22 protein-coding genes and 1 pseudogene are annotated in these 20,821 nt (G+C 60.9%); 8 read left to right on the top strand and 15 right to left on the bottom strand.

Annotated elements, in window-relative coordinates; all coding sequences use genetic code 11:
* Positions 1–165: 165 nt before the first annotated feature.
* Both HX873_RS11490 and HX873_RS11485 read left to right on the top strand, forming a co-directional pair.
* Positions 166–1,353 carry a cyanate transporter gene (locus tag HX873_RS11490; protein WP_177122685.1) on the top strand — a complete coding sequence of 396 codons (1,188 nt, stop codon included), beginning with the start codon at positions 166–168 and terminating at the stop codon, positions 1,351–1,353.
* 137 nt (positions 1,354–1,490) lie between these two features.
* On the top strand, positions 1,491–2,426 hold the full coding sequence (locus HX873_RS11485; RefSeq protein WP_023659100.1) for a LysR family transcriptional regulator: 936 nt from the start codon (positions 1,491–1,493) through the stop codon (positions 2,424–2,426).
* Between the two features lie 110 nt (positions 2,427–2,536).
* Here HX873_RS11485 and HX873_RS11480 read toward each other — a convergent pair whose 3' ends face one another.
* From HX873_RS11480 to HX873_RS11470, 3 genes are all read right to left on the bottom strand, one after another.
* Entirely contained in the window at positions 2,537–2,899 is a 363-nt protein-coding gene (locus tag HX873_RS11480; RefSeq protein ID WP_177122684.1) for a 5-carboxymethyl-2-hydroxymuconate Delta-isomerase, read from the bottom strand.
* A gap of 70 nt (positions 2,900–2,969) precedes the next feature.
* Positions 2,970–4,157 (bottom strand): low temperature requirement protein A, encoded by a 1,188-nt coding sequence (locus HX873_RS11475; protein WP_177122683.1) that lies wholly within the window; start codon positions 4,155–4,157, stop codon positions 2,970–2,972.
* Positions 4,158–4,183: 26 nt separating this feature from the next.
* Complete coding sequence (locus tag HX873_RS11470) at positions 4,184–5,119, bottom strand: LysR substrate-binding domain-containing protein (RefSeq protein ID WP_003211897.1); 936 nt, start codon at positions 5,117–5,119, stop codon at positions 4,184–4,186.
* 61 nt (positions 5,120–5,180) lie between these two features.
* Between HX873_RS11470 and HX873_RS11465 the strand changes: the two genes are divergently transcribed.
* Positions 5,181–5,426 (top strand): hypothetical protein, encoded by a 246-nt coding sequence (locus HX873_RS11465; RefSeq protein ID WP_023659101.1) that lies wholly within the window; start codon positions 5,181–5,183, stop codon positions 5,424–5,426.
* On the opposite strand, the gene HX873_RS11460 is transcribed toward HX873_RS11465, so the two are convergent.
* The 6 genes from HX873_RS11460 to HX873_RS11435 form a co-directional block, all read right to left on the bottom strand.
* The gene (locus HX873_RS11460; RefSeq protein WP_177122682.1) at positions 5,381–6,712 is read right to left on the bottom strand and encodes an MFS transporter; all 1,332 of its coding nucleotides are present in this window, start codon (positions 6,710–6,712) and stop codon (positions 5,381–5,383) included. The genes HX873_RS11465 and HX873_RS11460 overlap by 46 nt on opposite strands.
* A 59-nt stretch (positions 6,713–6,771) precedes the next feature.
* Positions 6,772–8,094 carry an MFS transporter gene (locus HX873_RS11455; protein ID WP_003211904.1) on the bottom strand — a complete coding sequence of 441 codons (1,323 nt, stop codon included), beginning with the start codon at positions 8,092–8,094 and terminating at the stop codon, positions 6,772–6,774.
* A 75-nt stretch (positions 8,095–8,169) separates the two neighbouring features.
* Positions 8,170–9,048, bottom strand: coding sequence for an SMP-30/gluconolactonase/LRE family protein (locus tag HX873_RS11450; protein WP_134325896.1), 879 nt, complete (start codon positions 9,046–9,048; stop codon positions 8,170–8,172).
* Between the two features lie 69 nt (positions 9,049–9,117).
* Positions 9,118–10,050 carry a 3-keto-5-aminohexanoate cleavage protein gene (locus HX873_RS11445; RefSeq protein WP_087692589.1) on the bottom strand — a complete coding sequence of 311 codons (933 nt, stop codon included), beginning with the start codon at positions 10,048–10,050 and terminating at the stop codon, positions 9,118–9,120.
* 82 nt (positions 10,051–10,132) lie between these two features.
* Positions 10,133–10,921 carry an SDR family oxidoreductase gene (locus tag HX873_RS11440; protein ID WP_177019685.1) on the bottom strand — a complete coding sequence of 263 codons (789 nt, stop codon included), beginning with the start codon at positions 10,919–10,921 and terminating at the stop codon, positions 10,133–10,135.
* A complete protein-coding gene (locus HX873_RS11435; RefSeq protein WP_003211913.1) occupies positions 10,918–11,640 on the bottom strand; it encodes a GntR family transcriptional regulator in 723 nt (240 codons plus the stop codon). The genes HX873_RS11440 and HX873_RS11435 overlap by 4 nt, the downstream gene beginning before the upstream one ends.
* A 134-nt stretch (positions 11,641–11,774) precedes the next feature.
* Between HX873_RS11435 and HX873_RS11430 the strand changes: the two genes are divergently transcribed.
* Complete coding sequence (locus HX873_RS11430) at positions 11,775–12,167, top strand: VOC family protein (protein WP_008437902.1); 393 nt, start codon at positions 11,775–11,777, stop codon at positions 12,165–12,167.
* Positions 12,168–12,287: 120 nt separating this feature from the next.
* Here HX873_RS11430 and HX873_RS11425 read toward each other — a convergent pair whose 3' ends face one another.
* A complete protein-coding gene (locus HX873_RS11425) occupies positions 12,288–12,434 on the bottom strand; it encodes a hypothetical protein (protein ID WP_008437901.1) in 147 nt (48 codons plus the stop codon).
* A 198-nt stretch (positions 12,435–12,632) separates the two neighbouring features.
* Between HX873_RS11425 and HX873_RS11420 the strand changes: the two genes are divergently transcribed.
* Both HX873_RS11420 and HX873_RS11415 read left to right on the top strand, forming a co-directional pair.
* Positions 12,633–13,925 (top strand): MFS transporter, encoded by a 1,293-nt coding sequence (locus tag HX873_RS11420; protein ID WP_003211917.1) that lies wholly within the window; start codon positions 12,633–12,635, stop codon positions 13,923–13,925.
* A gap of 12 nt (positions 13,926–13,937) precedes the next feature.
* Positions 13,938–14,696: a substrate-binding domain-containing protein gene (locus tag HX873_RS11415; RefSeq protein WP_087692592.1), complete on the top strand. Its 759-nt coding sequence runs from the start codon at positions 13,938–13,940 to the stop codon at positions 14,694–14,696.
* On the opposite strand, the gene HX873_RS11410 is transcribed toward HX873_RS11415, so the two are convergent.
* Both HX873_RS11410 and HX873_RS31765 read right to left on the bottom strand, forming a co-directional pair.
* Positions 14,688–15,590, bottom strand: coding sequence for a LysR family transcriptional regulator (locus tag HX873_RS11410; RefSeq protein ID WP_008437881.1), 903 nt, complete (start codon positions 15,588–15,590; stop codon positions 14,688–14,690). The genes HX873_RS11415 and HX873_RS11410 overlap by 9 nt on opposite strands.
* Positions 15,587–15,832 carry a hypothetical protein gene (locus HX873_RS31765; protein WP_008437880.1) on the bottom strand — a complete coding sequence of 82 codons (246 nt, stop codon included), beginning with the start codon at positions 15,830–15,832 and terminating at the stop codon, positions 15,587–15,589. The genes HX873_RS11410 and HX873_RS31765 overlap by 4 nt, the downstream gene beginning before the upstream one ends.
* Positions 15,833–15,983: 151 nt before the next feature.
* On the opposite strand from HX873_RS31765, the gene HX873_RS11400 reads away from it, so the two are divergent.
* Positions 15,984–16,829, top strand: coding sequence for a DUF6216 family protein (locus HX873_RS11400; protein ID WP_003211924.1), 846 nt, complete (start codon positions 15,984–15,986; stop codon positions 16,827–16,829).
* 192 nt (positions 16,830–17,021) lie between these two features.
* Positions 17,022–17,873, top strand: coding sequence for a hypothetical protein (locus HX873_RS11395; RefSeq protein WP_003211926.1), 852 nt, complete (start codon positions 17,022–17,024; stop codon positions 17,871–17,873).
* Here the strand turns inward: HX873_RS11395 and HX873_RS32085 are convergent.
* The 3 genes and pseudogenes from HX873_RS32085 to HX873_RS11385 all read right to left on the bottom strand — a co-directional run bounded on the left by HX873_RS32085 (position 17,842) and on the right by HX873_RS11385 (position 20,672).
* Positions 17,842–18,651, bottom strand: coding sequence for a methyl-accepting chemotaxis protein (locus HX873_RS32085; protein ID WP_371316412.1), 810 nt, complete (start codon positions 18,649–18,651; stop codon positions 17,842–17,844). The genes HX873_RS11395 and HX873_RS32085 overlap by 32 nt on opposite strands.
* A 48-nt stretch (positions 18,652–18,699) precedes the next feature.
* Positions 18,700–19,467, bottom strand: a pseudogene (locus HX873_RS32080) (MCP four helix bundle domain-containing protein); the annotation flags it as partial.
* 179 nt (positions 19,468–19,646) lie between these two features.
* Positions 19,647–20,672 (bottom strand): histone deacetylase family protein, encoded by a 1,026-nt coding sequence (locus tag HX873_RS11385; protein ID WP_177122681.1) that lies wholly within the window; start codon positions 20,670–20,672, stop codon positions 19,647–19,649.
* Between the last annotated feature and the right edge of the window lie 149 nt (positions 20,673–20,821).

Below are 20,821 nucleotides of genomic sequence, written 5' to 3'. Positions count from 1 at the left end.
CCCTCGCCACAACAAGCTCTCCTCACCACAACCAGCGCTCCTCACCACAAGAGTCCTTGGCAGAAAAGCCCCCACGCATTTTTTCAATAGCGCCAACGACTTTCTCATTTGCCGCCCTCCCCCACGCCCGGCCTAATACTGCCCTTGTCAGTTCAAGGCTCGCCCATGGAAAACGTCCGCGCAAAACCCGCCACCGCCGTTTGGCTGATGATCAGCGTTGTGCTCGTTGCCCTCAACCTGCGCCCGTCGATGGCCGCCGTCGGCCCGTTGTTGTCGTCGATTCGCGCTGATGTGGCCCTGAGTTTCAGCACAGCCTCGTTGCTGACCATGCTGCCGGTCATGGCCATGGGCCTGGCGATGTTTTTTGGCATGGCCGTGGCCAAACGCTTCGGCGAGCATCGCAGCATTGTGCTGTCGCTGGTGGTGATCGGCCTGGCCACCGTCTCCCGGTTGTTCCTGGACTCGGCGGTTGAGCTGATCCTCAGCGCCATTGCCGCCGGCGTAGGCATCGCGATGATCCAGGCGTTGATGCCCGCCTTGATCAAGTCGCGCTTCAGCGACAACGTTTCCCTGTTCATGGGCCTGTACGTCACCGCGATCATGGGCGGCGCGGCCCTCGCCGCTTCGTTCTCGCCGTTTATCCAGGTGCAAACCGGCAGCTGGCGCATCGGCCTGGCCATCTGGGCGGTTCTCGCGGTATTGGCGCTGGTGTTCTGGTACGCCCAACGCTCGGTGCTGCCGCCGCTGCCGCAAGCCGGCGCAGGCCCGCAGGCGTCATTCTTCGGCAATCGCCGGGCCTGGTTGCTGGCGATTTTCTTCGGCCTCGGTACCGCGTCCTACACCTGCGTGCTGGCCTGGCTGGCGCCGTACTACGTGGAACAAGGCTGGAGTGAACAGAACGCCGGCCTGTTGCTGGGCTTTTTGACGGCCATGGAAGTGGTCTCCGGCCTGACTACCCCGGCCATCGCCAACCGCCGGAGGGACAAGCGGGGTGTGGTCGCGGTGCTGCTGGTGCTGATCATCGCCGGCTTCTGCGGGCTGATCCTGAGCCCGCAATACCTGAGCCTGCTGTGGCCGTGTTTGCTCGGCCTGGGGATTGGCGGCTTGTTTCCGATGAGCCTGATCCTGTCCCTCGACCACCTCGACAACCCGCGCCGTGCCGGTGGCCTGACGGCCTTTGTGCAGGGCATCGGCTACCTGATCGCCGGTTTGTCGCCGCTGATTGCCGGGATGATCCGCGACCAGCTGGGCAGCTTCGAGTGGGCCTGGTGGTCACTGACGGCCGTGGTGGTGGTGATGCTGCTGATCGTACTGCGCTTCGATCCCCGGCATTACGCGCGGCATATTCGCTGAGGTCGTGTTGTAAACATTATTTGTCCCACCTCAAACAGAGAAAGGTCCGACAGAGCTTTCTATTGGTACGAGCGTTCCGTTAACATTTTGTATTGTCTTGTACCGAGTTCGGTACAAAGCGCTTGCGGACGGAACGGATGCTAAACAGCAACTTGCTTAGAAAGCTCGATATGCAGGACCTGATGGTGTTTGTCGCTGTTTACGACCAAAGCAGCGTCACCGAGGTTTCCGAAACCCTGTTCGTCAGCCAGTCCACCGTGAGCTACAGCCTGAAGAAGCTGCGCACCAGCTTCGAAGACGAGTTGTTTATCAACACCCGGGCGGGCATGCGTCCTACGTACAAAGCCGCCACCATGTACGGGCATGTGCAGAAAATCCTCGAAAGCATCAACCTGTGCCATGCCGGCAGCCAAACGTTCGACCCCACCCAGAAGGCTGTGACCTTCAACGTCTGCGCCCCCGAATACTTCGAACAGTTGATCCTGCCGCGCCTGCTGAAAAACTTCGACCGCGCCGACCTGCCGGTGATCGTCAACGTGCAGAAGCTCGAAACCGAGGTCCCGGCCGACGCCTTGCGCGACGGGCGTCTGGACCTGGTGATTTGCTTCGGGCCGCACTTTCATCGCGAGCACAAGGACATCAAGACCCAGATGCTGCTGGAGGACGACCTGGTGTGCGTGTTCGACAAACACTCGGCGCCCCGGGAACCGGCGTTCAGCCTGCAATCCTTCGTCGCCCGGCGCCATGTGTTCCCCACGCCCTGGAGTTCCGACACCAACATGATCGACGGCTGGCTGGCGCGCCAGTCCCACAAACGCCAGGTGATCGCCCGCGCCAACAGCTACAGCGCGGCGCTGAAGATGATCACCGGCACTGACTTTATCGTCACCTTGCCCCGTCGAGTGCTGAAGCTGCTGGCAGACACGACCGTGTTCGGCCATTGCGAAGCGCCGAACGGTTTGCCGGGGTTTACCCTGGATATGCAGTGGAATGAACACAGCGCGCAGGACAGCGCCAACACGTGGTTCAGGGAGCAGGTGGTGAAGGTGTGTGCGGATCAGGGGTTGCTATAACTTTTTTGTAGGAGCGAGCTTGCTCGCGAAGAACGTTAACGATGACACGGGCATTCAGGATCCCCGCGTCGTCTGTTAGTTTTTCGCGAGCAAGCTCGCTCCTACAGTAGTTAGCCGATGGTGACTTTGCTGTAGGACTCGCGATCCATATCGACCAGCAAGACACTGAGCTGCACCTGCAGGTCTGCAGGCCAATCGCCCAGGTCCTGCAGCGCCGCCAACAGGCTTTCCGACAATTGCTTCTTGACCTGCGGTGAACGCCCGCTGAGCAGCGACAGCTTGACCGCGATAAAAGCGCGCGGGCTGATGGACGTGCCAACCTGGAATGTCTCCACCTTCAGCGCGCGGCTTTTGATATCGAACTCGGAACTGAACTGCCCGGACGCCATCAGCACGTTGTTGAGCCGCAACAAGGTTTTCTCAACGGCCAGCTCTGTGAGGTTGGCGGTGTATTCCAGATGCAGATGCGGCATGAAGGCTCCGAGCTTGTTGTAGGAAAAGAGTCATACATATAGCACGGGGCCGGGCGGAATCAGACCGCTTTCAGTGTGAAACTTCGGTCAGGCTGTGCAGCGAGCGATTTTCCCAGATCGCCACGATCACCAACACCGCCGACGTCAACCCCCCCAGTACCAACGCCGAAAACACCTGCTGCAATCCCAGCGGCAGCAATACCAGCAGCATCAGCAAGCCGCCCAGGTGCGAAAACGGTGGCAACGGCCGGTCGCTCATCACCCACTTGAACAGCGCACTGCCCAGCAGGAACAACCACGGGCCGGCGATGATCGCCACCACGCCCGCCTGGCTGGCATGCCCCGGATGCACCAGCACCAGTTCGTCGGCCACGGCGCTGACGATAATCCCGGCGACGATCAATACATGCAGGTAGGTGTAGGCGATCCGCGCCTGACGGCCCGGGTCGGCAGAGCTGGCAATGCGATGGTGGGCGCGCTCGGCGCCGCTGTCGAAATAGATCCACCACAGGGCGATGCTGCCCACCACTGCCACCAGGAATGCCGCCAGCCCGTCCACGCTCCACGGCAGCTCGGCGAAGGTCGCGCCGGTCACCAGCAACGACTCACCGAGGGCGATGATCACAAACAGGCCGCAGCGTTCGGCCATGTGGTTGCCTTCCACATTCCAGTCCGCAAGCGTCGAGGGCCCAAGCCCGGGCACCCAGAAATACACCGACGGGGAAATCAACTCGATCAACAGCGCCAGGGCCCAGAAGGCTAAACGCTGCTCGCCTTCGAGCAGCGCACCGGTGATCCAGAACACCCCGGAAAACAGCATCCACGCCAGGATCCGCTGGAAATTGCGGGTCATGTTCAGCGACTCGCCGCGCACCGCCCACAACGCAAACAGCGTGCGTCCTACCTGCATGAACACATAGGCGCCGGCGAACAACAGCCCGCGATCGGTAAACGCCTTGGGGATCGACGAGGACAGCAACAGGCCCGCCACCATCAAACCGAACAGGCCGATGCGGATCGGGATTTTTTCCGGGTCCAGCCAGTTGGTGACCCACGAAGTGAAGATCCACACCCACCACACCGCGACCATCATCAACGCCACCTGCACGGCACCGCCGATGGACAAGTGGGCGAGCAGCGAATGGGACAACTGGGTCACGGCAAACACGAACACCAGGTCGAAAAACAGCTCGACCATGCCAACCTTGCCGCTGTCATGACTGCCGCGCCCACGCAGCAAGGAACGGGATGGGGCCATGCCTGGATCTCCCTGAAGGTTTTATCTCAAGATTTGGGTGCGACCACCGGCAGCATGTCCCGCTCGCTCATGAACGCCTCCAGCCGCGAACGCATCCAGCGCTCCGCCGGATCGGTGTCAACGTGGCTGAGCCAGACCATCGACAAATCCAGGGTCGGGGTTTCGAACGGGAACGGTTCACAGAACAGATTGCCCCCGGCGGCCATGGCCTGGGCGGTGTAGTCCGGCAGGCTGGCGATCATGTCGGTGCCGGCGAGCAGCGCCGGCAATGCGCTGTATTGCGGCACCGAGAGCACCACGTGGCGCTTGCGACCGATTTCCGCCAGCCACTCATCGGCAAACCCGGACACGTTGGCGGTGTGGGACACCAGCACATGGGGCCGTGCGCAATATTCGTCGAGGGTCAGGGGTTTGTCCGAGGCGTCCGCCCGCAGCAGGCACGGGCGGATATGCCGCAATAATTTGCGCTTGGCATTGGCCGGCAGGCCGCGGGTCTGGGTGATGCCGACAGTGATATCCCCGGAACCCAGCAGGTCCGGGATGCGCCAGTAATCCACATGCTGCACCACGAACACCACCTGCGGCGCTTCCTGGCGCAAGGCCCGCAGCAGCGGCGGCAGCAGGCCGAACTCGACGTCATCGGACAGGCCAATGCGAAAGGTCATGGTGCTGATGGACGGGTCGAAATCGTGGGTCAGGCTCAGGGCCGACGACAAGGAGTCGAGGGCCGGCGACAGGTGCTTGATGATTTCCTCGGCCCGCGCGGTAGGTTCCATCCGATGGCCGACACGAATGAACAGCGGGTCATTGAACAACGTACGCAGGCGGTTGAGGGCCGAACTGATGGTGGGTTGCCCGAGAAACAGCTTCTCCGCCACCCGGGTCACGTTGCGTTCGAGCATCAAGGTTTCAAAGACCACCATCAAATTGATGTCGGCCTTGCGTAATTCATTGCGATTCATCGGCGACCGCCCCACTGCCCTGGATAAGTCGCAGTTTAGAAACACCCGGGGCCCTGCGTCTATGCGCACACTGTTCAACACGGGCCTTTGGGACTATAAAGCAGCTTCCAAGGCTTGCGAGAACACCATCGTGCTGGTCATTTCTGCCTTGAGCGTCCTGGTTGCCGGGATTTTGCTCTGGGCCATCAAATTCATCGCTCATCCCACCGCCAGGACACTGTTACGGGTATTTGTCGGTTTGTGCCTGGCGGCAGTCGTGGCTTACCTGGTGCTGGCTTCGGGGTTTCCTACCTCGTTGCTGGTGTGACCGGGCTCCTGCTCCTGCCCCTGACGCAAACGCAAGGCGGCCAACGCGGCCACCACCAGCACCACGGCAATCACTTTCAAGCCATTCGTGGCATTGCCGGTGCTCATCTCGATCGCGCCCATCACCGACGGCCCGACAAACCCGCCGAGCAATCCGCAGGCATTGACGAAGCCCAGCCCGCCCGCCAGCGCCACGCCCTTGAGGCGCGAGGCCGGGTAGAGAAAGATGATCGACTGCACCACAAAGAACATCACCGCCGACACACAAAAGCCCAGCAGGCTGAACACCGGCCCCGACACCGAGGCAATCCCCAGCCCCAATGCCATGGTCAGCAAACCGGTAATCAACAGCCGCCGGGCACGGGTGGGCGTGGTCGCAAAGCGCGGCAGCAACACAGCGCCGGCCGCTGCGGCAATCCACGGCAATGAGGTCAGCAAGCCGACGCTCATGGTGCTCAATTCACCGTATTTGCTGATGATGCTCGGCAGGAAAAAGATCACGGTGTAGATGGTGATCTGATGGCAAAAATACACAAAGATCGCCAGCAGGATCTGCGGTGTCAGCCAGTTCTTCAGGGAATGCCCGCCCTCGCCTGCGCCCTCTTCGGTCTCCATCGCGATGCGCTGTTCAATCCCGCGCGCCTCTTCGGCCGAGAGCCATGGTGCCTTGCTCGGACGGTCCGGCAACTTGCACCACACCACCCAGGCAAACGCGACTGCCGGCAGCCCTTCGAGCAGGAACATCCACTGCCAGCCGTGCCAGCCGAGCAGCCCGTCCATGCGCATCAACGCCGCGCCCACCGGGCCACCGATGATGTTGGCAAAACACACGCCGAGCAGGACATACCCGGTAGCCCGCGCCCGTTGCTCGCGGTTGAACCAGTAGGTGAGGTACAGCATCACCCCGGGAAACAGGCCGGCTTCGGCAATGCCCAGCAGCAGGCGCAGGATATAGAACGAGGTCTCACCCTGGACGAACGCCATGGCCGCCGAAATCAGGCCCCAGGTCACCATGATCCGGGCTATCCAGAACCGCGCGCCGACCTTGTGCATGATCAGGTTGCTGGGGATTTCCGACAGCGCATAGGTCAGGAAAAACAGCCCGGCGCCGAGGCCATAGGCCGCTGCTGAAATCCCCAGGTCAACGTCAAGATGGTGCTTGGCCAAGGCGATGTTGGTGCGGTCCAGGAAGCTCAGCACGTAGGCGATGATCAGCAAGGGCATCAGCTTGACGAACATCAGTTTGTTCAACTCCCGTGGTTCACGGGCGGTGTTGGCAGTCTTCATCGGGCAATTCCTCTTGGCGCCCCGCCAGCGCAACGGCTGGGGGACGCATCGGTGTTGTTCTAGGGTTCGAGTTGCGCAACCAGCGCCGGCGGGCGATGGGAAAACAGTTGCAGCAGCGCCCCGCCCAGGGCACAGCCGGCCATCACGAAGAAGCACACCGTGTAGCCGTGCAAGGTGGTCCAGCCGCCGCCCATGGCAATCAGGCTGCCCATCAGCACCGGCGCCAGGCCGCCACCGATAAACATCGCGGTGGTGATGATGCCGTTGGCGGTGGAGGTCGCCGACGGCTCGGCCGAGTCGCAGGCCACCGCGTAGTAGATCGGCCACACTGCGTTGGCCACCAGGCCGAACAGCAGTTGCACGACGATGATCAGGGTCAGGGTGTTGGCGAAGTAGAACGCACCGACACTGGCCGCCATCCACACCCCGCAGATGATCAGGGTGACGCGCCGGCCAATGATGTCCGACAGCGACGGCCACACCAGTTGCCCGAGAATCCCGGTCAAGGTGAACACCACGCTCATCCCCGCCGACTCGGCCAGGGACAGCCCGGCAATGTTGTACAGGTACGCCGGCAGCACGATGTTGACGCCCATGTACACCACTTGGGTCAGCATCGTATTACCCGCCGTCAGGGCGATATTGCGGTTGCGCAACGTGGCGATAAACGTGCGCCAGGCGTGGCCCTTCACTTGGCTGGCCGGTGCGTTGTCCGGCGGGGTCATGCCCTTGGCGGCGATGTCGACGTACAGCGCGGTGATGCGTTCGGCGGTGGAATACCGCGCCCAGAAAATCATCAGCGGCAACGCCACCACGAACGCGAAGAAGAACACGTAGCGCCAGTTGTCTTCACCGAAGGTGCTGATGACAAAGCTGGCGACGATGCCACTGAGCATGGCGCCGATCGGGTAACCGGTGTGGTGCGCGCCAAGGGCAAAACCACGACGCTCCACCGGCCACCATTCGGCGGTGTTGCTCACGCCCACCGGCTCGCCCCAGCCTGCGCCGAGGTTGACGCCAACCCGCAGCGCGATAAAGGTCGCGAGGTTGCCGCTCAGGGCCTTGAACCCGGAGAGGAACGAAATAGCCGTGTAGCCCAGCACCAGCGGCACCTGGAACCGCGCACGTTTCCAGCCACCGCCGTAGCGGTCACTCCACATGGAGCCGGGAATATCCAGCAGCGCCAGGGCCAGCATGATCACCGTGGCCATGGTGCCCCACTGGTCGGCCGACAAATCGAAATGCTTGGAGATGGTCGGCCCCAGGCGCAGCACGATCTCACGGTCGTAGGCGTTGAGGATCCAGATCATCCAGCACACCAGCAGCGACACCCAGGAGTGCCGGTGAATACTGCGCAGCGAGGCTTTTTTCAAGGTTGCCATGGGTTTCTCCAGGCGCGCGAGGGCGCGCACTGACACAAGGTTGCGAAAGGAAAGTGCCTTGTTGAAAAAAACGCGCTAGCTGGCGAACCGTCGCTCGGCTATTCCTTGCACGCCCAGCCCGGTGATCGCAAAAAGCGCCCCGCGCTGCTGACCGTCGGCCGGGAAACGCGGCAACGGTGGCTTGGCCATGGAGGTGACAAACAGGGTGTCCAGGTTCGGCCCGCCAAAGGTCAGGCTGGTGACTTTTTTCACCGGCATCTGGATGATCCGGTCGACCTCGCCGTCGGGTGTGTAGCGCACCAGTTTTCCGGCGTAGACCAGCGCCTGCCACAGGCAGCCTTCGGCATCCACGGTGCAGCCGTCGGCAGCGCCACCGCCGCTGGTATCGACCTTGGCGAAGGTGCGTCGATTGCTCACCGCGCCGCTGGCTGGGTCGTAGTCATAAGCCCAGATCTCGCCGGACCAGGTGTCGCAAAAGTAAAACGTATCGCCCGCCGGGCTCCAGCACGGGCCGTTGGACACGATGATGCCTTCGTCCAGGGTGTGCAGGCTCAGGTCCGCGTCGAGGCGGTAGAGTTTGGCGCTGGCGCTGTCTTCGAGGGTGTCCATGGAGCCGAAGACAAAGCGCCCCTGGCGATCGACCTTGCCGTCGTTGAGGCGGTTGTTGGGCAGTGCGGGTTCCGGGTCGATCACCAGGGCCAGTTCGCCGCTGTTGAGGTCGAGGAGGTGCACGCCGTTTTGCAGGGCGACGATGGCTTGCTCGCCGCTATGGCGCAGGGCCATGGAGCCGATTTTCTGGCCCACATCCCAGGCCCGCAGTTCGCGGCCATCCTCGGTGCAGCGCAGGATCCGGCCGTCGGCGCTGTCGATCCAGTACAACCGTTGTTGTTCGACGTCCCACACCGGGCCTTCGCCCAGGGTGGTCTTCACGTCCACAAGCACTTCGATACGCATGGTGTTATCCCCTTTTTTGTTGTTGTGCGGGATGGGCATGGCCGCGCCATGACGCGGCCGGTTTATCAATTAGAAATTGACTTGGTCGCGCCCCTTGAGCCCGAGGATTTCCCGCGCTTCATCCGGCGTGGCGACCTGATGGCCGAGGGCTTCGATCACTGTGCGAATGCGCCGTACCTGGTCGGCGTTGGACGCGGCCAGTTTGCCCGGGCCATCCCACAGCGAATCCTCCAGGCCGACCCGGGCGTTGCTGCCCATGGACAGGCCCATGGTGGCCAGCGGAATCTGCCCACGGCCGGCGCCGAGGATCGACCACACGTAGTCGTCGCCAAACAGGCGGTCGGCGGTGCGGCGCATATGGGCCAGGTCTTCCGGGTGCCCGCCGATGCCGCCGCGCAAACCGAATACCGACTGGATAAACAACGGTGGTTTCAGCAGGCCGCGCTCCAGGAAATGGGCGGCGGTGTACAGGTGGCCGATGTCGTAGCACTCGATTTCAAAACGGGTGCGGTTCTCGGCGCAGGAATTGAGGATGTGGGTAATGTCGCGGAAGGTATTGCGAAAGATCCGGTCGTCGCTTTCTTCCAGGTACGGACGCTCCCAGTCATGCTTGAACTCGGTGAAGCGGTTGAGCATTTCGTACAGGCCGAAGTTCATCGAGCCCATGTTCAGCGAGGCCAGTTCCGGCTTGAACTGCATCACCGGTTGCAGGCGTTCTTCGACGCCCATGGTCGGTGCGCCGCCGGTGGTGATGTTGATCACCACGTCGCTGGCGGCCTTGATCTGCGGCAGGAATTCGGCGAACAGCGCGGGGTCCTGGCTGGGACGGCCATCGATGGGATCACGGGCATGCAGGTGGACAATGGCGGCGCCGGCTTCGGCGGCACCGATGGCGGCGTCGGCAATTTCCTGCGCGGTGATCGGCAAATGCGGCGACATCGACGGCGTATGGATGGCACCGGTGACGGCGCAGGTGATGATCACAGGACGATTTTTGGACATGACGATTCTCCGACTTTTATTCTTATGAAAAAAATCCCGGGTGTAACTTGTGTGTTCTTCCCTGGCTTAACGCTGACGCGGCCTACAGGTACTCGACGTTACCGTCGACACTGATCGCCTGGCCGGTGACATTGCGGGCGGCAGGCGAGCAGAGAAACAAGGCCATGGCCGCGACGTCTTCGGCGGTGACCATGCGCTTGAGGGAGATCTTGTTCAGGTATTCCTGGCGCATCTCGGCTTCCGGCACACCGACCTGTTCGGCACGGGCGCGGATCACGCCGTCCATGCGCGGGCCTTCAACGATGCCGGGCAGCAAGGCGTTGACGCGGATGTCGCTTTCACCCAGCTCCGAGGCCAGGGATTTCATCAGGCCGACGATGGCCCATTTGGTCGCCGCATACGGCGTGCGCCAGGCGTAGCCGAGGCGCCCGGCGACCGAGGCGATATGCAGCAGATGGCCGTGGGACGATTCCTTGAGCATCGGCACCGCGTGGTGGGCAAAGCGGTATTGCGCCGTCAGGTTGATATTGATCGTGGCTTGCCACTCAGCATCGCTGATGGCGTCGATGCCGCCGGTGGGCCCGGCAATCCCGGCGTTGTTGACCAGCACATCCAGCCCGCCGAATTGCTCGCGCTGCACCTGGAACACCGCCTCGATCTGCGCGGCATCGCTCACGTCGGCACGGGTGGCGACAGTGCCCGGGTACTTGTCGCGAAACGCCGCCAGGGCCGCTTCGCTGACATCACACACATGCACCTTGGCACCCGCCTCCAGATAGGCCGCCGCCAACACTTCACCGATGCCGGCAGCCCCGCCGGAAATCAACACACGTAACCCAGGATAAGGCTGCAGCCGCTGTAGGATACTCATGCACGTTTACCTCCTGAAACAGACGACCGCGAACGGTCGTTCTTGACGAGCAGGCGCGCCAGGGAATCGGCGGCCTGCATGATGTCATCGGTCACGGCCGCGCGGGCACCGGCGCCATCGCGGGCGGCCAGGGCTTCGACGATGCGCGTATGCGCCTCCATCGAGCGTTGCAAGTGAGCTTTATCGGGGGCGACCAGGGCAAAACACGGGCCCATGTGCAGCCAGAAGTTTTCCACGGCGGCCATGGTCAATTCGGCCTGGGCGACGGCATAGATCCGACGGTGAAAGGCGAAGTTGGTCCACAGGTAGCGGGAAACGTCGACTTCGTCGGCGGCTTGTTGCATCTGCTGGCAGAGGTCGGAAATTTCGTCGAGGTCGGCTTTTTCCAAGAGCAGCACGGCTTTTTCTGCCAGCAAACCTTCCAGGGCGACCCGCGCATCGCGAATCTCGCGCAGGCGTTCGACCGTCATCATGCGGACCCGCAGACGGGAGGTTTCGGTGACTTCAAAGGCGTTTTCGGCGCTGAGGCGCTGGAGGGCTTCGCGTACCGGCATGGGGCTGGAGCCGAGGGCTTCGGCGAGGCCGCGGATGGTGAGTTTCTGGCCGGGCTGAAAACGACCACTCATCAAGGCTTCGCGGATCTGGCGATAGACCTGGTCTTGCAAGGTATCGCGGGACACCTGGCGCAAGGTGGGAAGGAGAAGCGGGCCATCTGTCATGAGTCAAAACCTGTGTTGTCGTTCTTATGGCTCCAATATGTGATCACAAATCAAATATGTCAAATGGTTTCCCGTTGACGGTATGCACGACGCTGACTCTAATGAGCCCTTTCTCCAGCAAGGACCGCTGAACCATGAAATTTGCCTACACCATCGTCTACGTCCCGGACGTCGCTGCATCCCTGCAATTCTTCGAAAAAGCCTTCGGCTTCAGTCGCCGTTTCCTGCATGAATCGGGGACCTATGGCGAGTTGGATACCGGTGATACCACCCTCTCTTTTGCAGCGCATGAGTTGGGCGAGATGAACTTCAAGGGCGGGCATGTGGAGGCGCATGCTTCACAGCAACCGCTGGGGATGGAGTTGGGGTTTGTTACCGAGGATGTGTCAAAGGCTCATGCCAGAGCGCTGGCCGAGGGTGCGACAGAACTTGCTGCGCCGAGCACCAAGCCTTGGGGGCAGGTGGTGTCGTATGTGCGGTGCCCGGATGGGACGCTGGTGGAGTTGTGTACGCCGATTCAAAACTGAAGAAACACTGTAGGAGCGAGCTTGCTCGCGAAGGTCGTTAACGATAACGCGGGAAATCAGGTGCCCCGCGTCGCCCTCAGGTTTTTCGCGAGCAAGCTCGCTCCTACAGGAAACAAGGACTCAAGGCTTGAGCGGGCGCTCCTGGTCACGCTCGGACAGTTCCGTGCCATCGTCCGGATGCTTCCAGGTCTGCGGTTTTTCTTCCTCGCGAAGCTTCCTGGCGCGCTCCTGCTCCAACTCATCACGTTGCTTGTGTTCGTTGCTCATACCCACCTCCCGTCCGTAAGAATTGGACACAATGGAGAAGCATAGATGAGGGAGCGGTTTTGTGTGATCCCGGTCATTGATAACCAAGGCGCATCAATACATGTAAACAACTCACTTATCATTTCCAAATGTGTCAGCCACTATCCGCGGTCTTAAGCGAAACAAGCACTTTAAAAAGAACGCTGGAGACACAAGAAAATGCAAAACCCTTCACGGCCTGACTCTGCCCGCTCCAAAGTCGGCGCGGTCTTTCGCGTCACCTCCGGCAACTTTCTCGAACAGTTCGACTTCTTTCTGTTCGGTTTCTATGCCACCTATATCGCCGCCGCCTTCTTCCCTGCCGCTAATGAATTTGCGTCATTAATGATGACCTTCGCCGTGTTCGGCGCGGGCTTTTTGATGCGTCCGCTGGGGGCTATCATCCTCGGCGCGTACATCGATGATGTGGGCCGTCGCAAAGGCTTGATCGTGACCCTGGCGATCATGGCCAGTGGCACCCTGCTGATCGTGCTGGTGCCCGGCTATCACACCATTGGTTTGTGGGCACCGCTGCTGGTGCTGATGGGCCGGCTGTTGCAAGGTTTCTCGGCCGGTGCCGAACTGGGCGGCGTGTCGGTGTACCTGGCCGAAATGGCCACCCCGGGCCGCAAGGGTTTCTATACAAGCTGGCAATCGGGTAGCCAGCAGATCTCCATCGTGGTCGCGGCCGCCCTGGGTTATGGCCTGAACCAGTGGATGGAACCAGCCGTGGTTGCCGATTGGGGCTGGCGCATTCCGTTCGCCATCGGCTGCGTGATCATCCCGTTCATCTTCGTCCTGCGCCGCAACCTGCAGGAAACCGAAGAGTTCGCCAACCGCAAGCATCGCCCGACCATGCGCGAAGTGCTGGCCACCCTGGTGAAGAACTGGACCATCGTGATCGGCGGCATGATGATGGTGGCGATGACCACCACGGCCTTCTACCTGATCACCGTGTACGCACCCACCTTCGGCAAAACCGTACTCAACCTGACCACCGCCGACGCCCTGCTGGTGACCCTGCTGGTGGCCGTGTCGAACTTCATCTGGCTGCCCATCGGTGGCACCCTCAGTGACCGTTTTGGCCGCAAGCCGGTGCTGATCGCCATGACTGCTTTGACCGTGCTGACCGCTTACCCGGCACTTTCCTACGTGGTCAATGCGCCAAGCTTCGCGCACATGCTGGAAACCCTGCTGTGGTTCTCCTTCCTCTACGGCATGTACAACGGTGCCATGATCCCGGCCCTGACCGAGATCATGCCGGTAGAAGTGCGTGTGGCCGGCTTCTCCCTGGCCTATAGCCTGGCGACCGCGATCTTCGGCGGTTTTACCCCGGCGATTTCCACCTGGTTTATCCACGAGACGGGCGACAAGGCATCGCCCGCCTACTGGCTGATGTTCGCCGCGCTGTGCGCCCTGTGCGCGACGTTCGCACTGTATCGCCGCGCCAGCGCCCGTCTGCAAGTTGCCTGAGGAGTCGCACTGATGAACCCCATGCTGAAAACACTGGCGGTACTGGCGATCGGTTCCCTGGCGATGGTCGCCCACGCCGAAGAGCTGAAAGTCATGACCTCCGGCGGCTTCACCGCTGCCTACAAGGTGCTGGGTGCGCAATACGCCACCCAGAGCGGCGACACCCTCGACACCATCCTCGGCCCGTCGATGGGCAAGGCGCCGGAAGCGATTCCCAACCGCCTGGCCCGTGGCGAACACGCCGACGTGGTGATCATGGTCGGCTACGCCCTGGATGAGCTGATCAAGCAAGGCAAGGTCGACAAGGCGTCCCGGGTTGAACTGGCGGACTCGCGCATCGGCCTGGTGGTCAAGGAAGGCGCGGCCAAGCCCTCGATTGCCACCGATGCCGAACTGAAGACGGTACTGACCAACGCCAAATCCGTCGCGTACTCGGACAGCGCCAGCGGCGTCTACGTCGAAAAGGAACTGTTCAAGAAGCTCGGCATGCCGTCCAAGGGCACCATGATCGAACGCATCCCGGTGGCCTCCCAGGTGGCCAAGGGTGACTACGAGGTGGGCTTGCAGCAGGTGTCCGAACTGCTGCCGATTCCGGGCGTGACCTACGTCGGAAAGATCCCTGAAGACGTGCAGTCCGTCACCCGTTTTGCCGCCGGCATTCCGGTAAATGCGCAGCACCCGGCGCAGGCGAAAAAGCTCCTGCAATTCCTCGCCTCGCCCCAGGCGCAACCCGTGGTGCAATCCACCGGCCTGGATTCGGTCTCACACTGACCGGAACGGCATCTCCCGCGTCAACCGCTCCAGTTCCAGTGCCGCCGGCGTCAACGTACGCCCGCGGCGCTTGATCAACCCCACGTTGCGCACCACCTCCGGCTCCACCAGCGGCACGCTCGTCAGAATCGGATGTTCGCCGCCCGGCATCGCAATCGACGGCACCATCGCCACCCCAAGCCCCGCCTCCACCAGCCCGATCATGGTCGTCACGTGATGGGTTTCGCAGATGCTTGGTTTCTTCACCCGCACGCCGCGCAGGGCCTGGTCCAGCAGGAAGCGGTTGCCTGAGGTCTTGTCCACGGTGATGTAGTCGTGCTCGTACGCCTCGGCCCACGTCACACTAGCGCGGTCCGCCAGCGGATGCTCCCGGCGACAGGCCAGTACATAACGCTCCTGCAACAGCAGCTCGAACTCCACCCCGTCTGCCAGGCTGCCGCTGAAACTCACGCCGAAATCCGCCTCGCCACTTTCCACTGCCGCACACACCTCGCCCGCACTGGCGTCCAGGACCCGCAGGCGAATCTTCGGATAGAGTTTGTGGAATTCGGAGATCACGTGGGGCATGAAGTAGTACGCGGTGGAGGGCACACAGGCGATGGTGACATTGCCCATGCGGGTCGAGGCGACGTTGCTGATGCCCATCAGGGCGATGTCCAGGTCATCGAGCATGCGCTCGACTTGCGGCAGGAACGCGCGGCCGACCATGGTCAGGCTGACCCGGCGCGTGGTGCGTTCGAAGAGTTTGACGTCGAGGGCGGATTCGAGCTTCTCGATACGCCGGCTGAGGGCCGGCTGGGAGATACGGATGGCTTCGGCCGCCGCACGGAAACTGCCCTTGTCTACGACGGCGCGGAAGGCCTGGAGGTCGTTGAGGTCGAAGTTGATGATCATCGAGTGGGCCGTTGGGTAGTCGCGGGAGAAAAACGCTCAGATGCAAAAAACCCAGCAACAGGCTGGGTTTTTCCGGTATCTGCCGTATACAAAAATCCTGCCTCTGCTAACAGCTCAGTGAGCTGGGCTTGATCATAGGTCTCGGGTATTAGGGCGTCAATTGTCGCAAAACTGGCATCAAGCTTCACACGCTCGCTGGCACCGTCAAAACCCTTGATCAGCAGGTCTACGTGAATCTGCACACCGTATAAGCGTTTCAGTTCAATGACCTCTTGATGCTGTCCGGCTTCCTACGTGCAAGTCAGCTTCTTCCTGTTTTTCCTGAAGCAAAGACACCTCTGCCCAGTTTGCCTAGAATCGCGCGTTCGACTCGTTATGACTAAGGATTAAGCCATGACCGCCCCAATCTCCAAAAGCACACCGCTGACTTGGTATGTTGAAAATTTCCCTGCATTCAGCGGCATCGTTACTCTACTCGCCGTTGTGTGGCTGCTTTGTTTCATCTACCGACGCTCCGGCTCTCTGTTGTTTCTGCGCGACTGGATTTGGCGTTTTTTTGGTGGGCAGCCGCACTTCGAAACCGAACGTTTCGAACGCATGCGCAAGGACCTCCGTGAGCTGGAGTACTACCGCTATGAGTTCAACATTCCTGCAAACACCTTGCAGGATGCAGACTCGGCTGAAGAGTGGATGTACAACAATGGATTCACCCCACGCGATTTCGGTCGAGTGAAGCGCTACATTGACTGGAGCGACTTCACCGCCTTGAGCTTCATCACCAGAAGGTTCGCGCAGTGGAGGACCAATTGCTGTTTCTTGTTGGCCATCGTGCTGCTGGCAGGCGTAGCGATCACTCCACCTTTGATTGAATCCGGGTATTTGATGGTGTCACTGAAAAACTCTCCGGAGTCGCCATCATTCTACCTCTCCGAAGAAAACGTGAAGTTCGGGATATGGTCCGACGCAAGGCTCACTGTTGAGCAATGTCGGTCATCAGGGTCTCTGCAAGCCTTCATCCTTCCCGGTCTGCCAGAAGAAAAGCTCGACGTCATCTGCTCATTTTTTATCGATAAAAACTACAGTAAATACGTGCGCGACGGTTTGAGCGAACAGCGCGGGCTCCTGCTGTGGTTCGCCTTGCTCTCGATGGGCGGGATGATCTGGCTGGTTATCCTTATCGCGCGAATGGAAGTCGCCCGTAAGCTATACCGCCAGTGGCTTGCCAGAGGGATCAGGTGATTCCCAGAGACGTTTCAGGTGGGGCACGATATGCAGCCCTCTTGCAGGTGACCACGACAATTAATTTATATTCAGATCTTTTCTATTCACGACTACCTACCGGCAGCGCACTCAATGGATAACACAATAAAAAGGACTTCCAACCCAGCGCCTCTCTATCGCGCGCTTCTTCTGGGTCTGTGGCTACTGGGGTTGCTCTGCCTTGCCACCCTGGGCTTCTTCGCCTGGCAAAGTTTCTATCCGGTCAGCGCTGCCAATAACTGGAGTGTGCAAGTGATCCACCGCAATGTGGAAAAGGCTGCGTCGCTGATGCCAATGCTTGACGGTTCGCTGATGGTCAGCCAGGAATTGAGCAACAGCCTTGGCAGTATCGTGCGCATCTTGCCCGACGGAAAACGCGAACAGGTGGTAGGAAATTTATCCAAACCGGATGGGATGGTCGCCACTCAAGGCGGTTGGGTATTCAGCCAGGAAGTGGACGGCGCGCCGGTCAGTTTCCTCAAGGACGGCGTCGTTACCGAGCTGTTCAAGGGCGACAGCGTGCAAGGGCTGTGGGACGACGGCGAGTTCCTTTACGCCATCGAAGACCGCAAGGTAGCTGCCCGCATACTGCGCTATCGCTGGAGCGACAAGACCTTGAGCGTCGTGCGTGACCAACTCAGCGAAGGCGAGTCGATCGTTCGCTGTACCGATGGGCGCATGCTCTACACGGAAAAGAAGAAGGGTGTGGTCCGCGAATTAACCGAGGACGGTAGCGATCCAGTGGTACTGAGCCAATTGAACAAACCCACCTTCCTGATGTGCGATGAACGCGGGTTATGGATCAACGAGGATTCCACCCACCGCGCGCGTTTGTTGTTGATCGACAAGCAAGGACGCCAGCAGACGATTCTGTCTTTCCTGAAGGCGCCACAGTCGATTGTGCGTACGACGAAGGGAACGTACCTGGTGGCCGAAGGGGGTCGTGACCGGATCCTGGAGCTGGTGCCATCCGTGGCACGACTAGACCCGGTTACAGCTGAAACCGCGCCACCGCCTCATTGAGCGACACGGCCAAGCGCGCCAGCTCTTGGCTCGACCCGTTGATCTGCCCTGCTCCCGAAGATGATTGCGCGGACAGGTCACGAATGTTGACGATGTTGCGATCCACTTCCTTGGCCACCTGCGCCTGCTCCTCGGCGGCGCTGGCAATGACCAGGTTGCGCTGGTGAATCTGGTCGATGGAGTCGGTGATCTGGCTCAAGGCTCCACCGGCGCCTTCGGCCAGGATCAAGGTTTCGCTGGCCCGCTGGGTGCTCGATTGCATTGAGGTCAGTGCCTCGCTGGAGCCACTGCGCATCGCGGTGACCATCTGGTCGATTTCCAGGGTCGATTGCTGGGTGCGATGGGCCAGCGCACGCACTTCGTCGGCCACCACGGCAAAGCCACGCCCGGACTCACCGGCACGCGCCGCCTCGATGGCGGCGTTCAGGGCCAACAGGTTGGTCTGCTCGGCGATGGAGCGAATCACATCGAGCACCTTGCCGATGTCCCGCGATTGATCGGCGAGGTTTTGCACCAGGCTCGAGGTTTCACCGATGTTGGTACTCAACGCCTGAATCGCGCTGACCGTCTCGCCGACGCGCTGCTGGCCATCGCGGGCCGTTTCATTAGAGAGCCGGGTGGATTCGGAAGTGGAGACTGCATTACGTGCCACCTCATCGGCGGCCGAGGTCATCTCGTTGACCGCGGTGGCGGCTTGCTCGATTTCAGCGGTCTGCTTTTGCAGGCTGCGGCTGCTCTGGTCGGTGATGCCGTTGAGGTCGGTGGCCGACGCGGCCATCTGCCCGGCCGACTGGCGAATCAGCTGCAAGGTACTGCGCAGGCTGCCTTGCATGGTCTGCAACGCCACCAGCAGGCGCGTCACTTCGTCATCGCCGGTCACTTCAACGGTTTGCGTCAGGTCGCCTTGGGCGACGTTTTCTGCGGCGCGCACCGCGTGGCTGAGCGGGCCGACAATGCTACGCGTCAGCAACCAGGCCAGGGCCACGGTGCTCAACGCGGCCAGCAGCACGAAGCCGAAGACCATCGTGCGCGAGCGGCTGTACTGCAACTCGGCCGTCTGGCCCTGCAGGTTTATCTGGGCGTTGTAATAGTCGGCCAGGGCATTGAGCTGATTGCCGGAACCGTCGACCACGGTCTTCATGTCCACCAGCAGCAACTTGTTCAGCTCGGCGGTCTGCTGCTTGTCGGCGAGGATGAATGACTGAGTGAGACCTTGCTGATACTGACGCAGGGAGACCTGGAACTGATCATAAAGATTGCGTACCTCGGGGGTATCAATCACCGCATTCAGGTCGGCCAGTTTCTTCGTCAGATCCTGGCTGCGGGTGTCCATCTGGCTACGGTATTGCGAGAGGCTCGCGGGATTGGGATCAAGGGCCATGCGCAGGGAAATAGTGCGGATGCGCAGCATGATTTCGCGGATATCCGAGACCAGGCGCATTTTCGGCACCAGGCCACTTTCAACCTGCACGGCGCTTTCGCGGATGCTTGCCATGTTCGAGAGCGCAAAGAACCCCAACAGCGCCACGAGCAAGGCAATCAAGGCAAAACCGAGACCCGCACGGCGGGCGATGGACAGGCTGCGGAGCGACATGGCGATTGTTCTCATTATGGGCATACGACATCGTATGACAGAGTTTCGGCCAGTCAGGCCGGGACTTTAGGGGTGTCGACCAGAAGTTAAGAGATATAAATTATCGACGTGAAAGGCCCACGGGTCGGACGCGCCTTGAATGTATTTCCAAGGCAGTCCGGGGCGCTTTATTCAGCGGGTTACATCGACCACGCCTGCGCACTTGCAAAAAAAGCCTGAGCATTACTGTCCAGCGTTTCCAGGTGATACCCGCCCTCCTGCACGATCACACACGGCAACCCCAATCCACGAATGCACTCCCCCAGCCGCGCAAATCCTTCCCGCGTCACCGCCACTTTGCTTTGCGGATCCAGCTCGTAGATATCGAACCCCAGCGACAACACCAGCACGTCCGCCGAGAAGTCCTTCACTGCCTTCAATGCCAGTTCCAGCTTTTGGAAAAACACCGCCTCACTCGCGCCATGCGCCATTGGCAGGTTGAGGTTGAAGCCTTCACCCGCAGCAGCGCCGCGCTCTTCCGCAAAGCCTGCAACCCCCGGATAGAAGTTGGTCGGGTCGCCATGAATCGACACGTACAGCACGTCATCACGCTCGTAGAAAATCTCCTGGATGCCTTGCCCATGGTGCATGTCGGTGTCGAGTACGGCGACGCGCTCGAAGCCAGCGCGCAACCCCTGCGCCGCAACCGCCGCGTTGTTGATATAGCAGAACCCACCGGCTGCATCAAAACGCGCGTGGTGGCCTGGCGGGCGGCATAGCGCGTAGGCCGCGGGTGCGCCGTCGAGGATGTCCCGGGCGGCAGCGACGGCGCTTTGGGCGGACCAATAGGCCGAGCGCCAGGTGAGTTCGCCAATCGGGCAACTGCCGTCGGCGAGGTAGCGCGCCGCCTGGGCAAGGATGCCGCGCAGGGCGTTGGGCTCGCGCACGAAGATGTTGGACATGACTTCGTCGCCCCAGTCTTCGGGGATTTCTTTCCAGCGCTGGTGGGCTTCCTGGAGGAAGGCCAGGTAGGCCGCACCGTGCACAGCCAGCAGTGGATCAAGGCCGTGGTCGTGGGGTTGCTGGATGTCGAAGCCCAGGTTTTGCGCGGCCAGCAGCAGATTGCGGGCGCGCTCCGGGACTTCCTGCGGGGTACGCATCTGGCCACGGGAGTAGTAGCTGCGAGGATGGTGCAGGAGTTGTTCGGGGTGGAAATAAGTACGCATGGGATTTCTCCTGATGGGCACACATCTGCGATTGAACACCGGACCTGTAGGAGCTGGCTTGCCTGCGATTGCGGTGGCTCAGATACAAATTTGTTGCCTGAACCACCGCTATCGCAGGCAAGCCAGCTCCTACATTTTGATCGTGTTCA

Origin of the sequence: Pseudomonas sp. P7758 (assembly GCF_013386485.1) — a bacterium.
Lineage (GTDB): Bacteria > Pseudomonadota > Gammaproteobacteria > Pseudomonadales > Pseudomonadaceae > Aquipseudomonas.
Note: the sequence above shows the minus strand (reverse complement) of the source record. Positions and strands in the feature narration are given on the sequence as shown.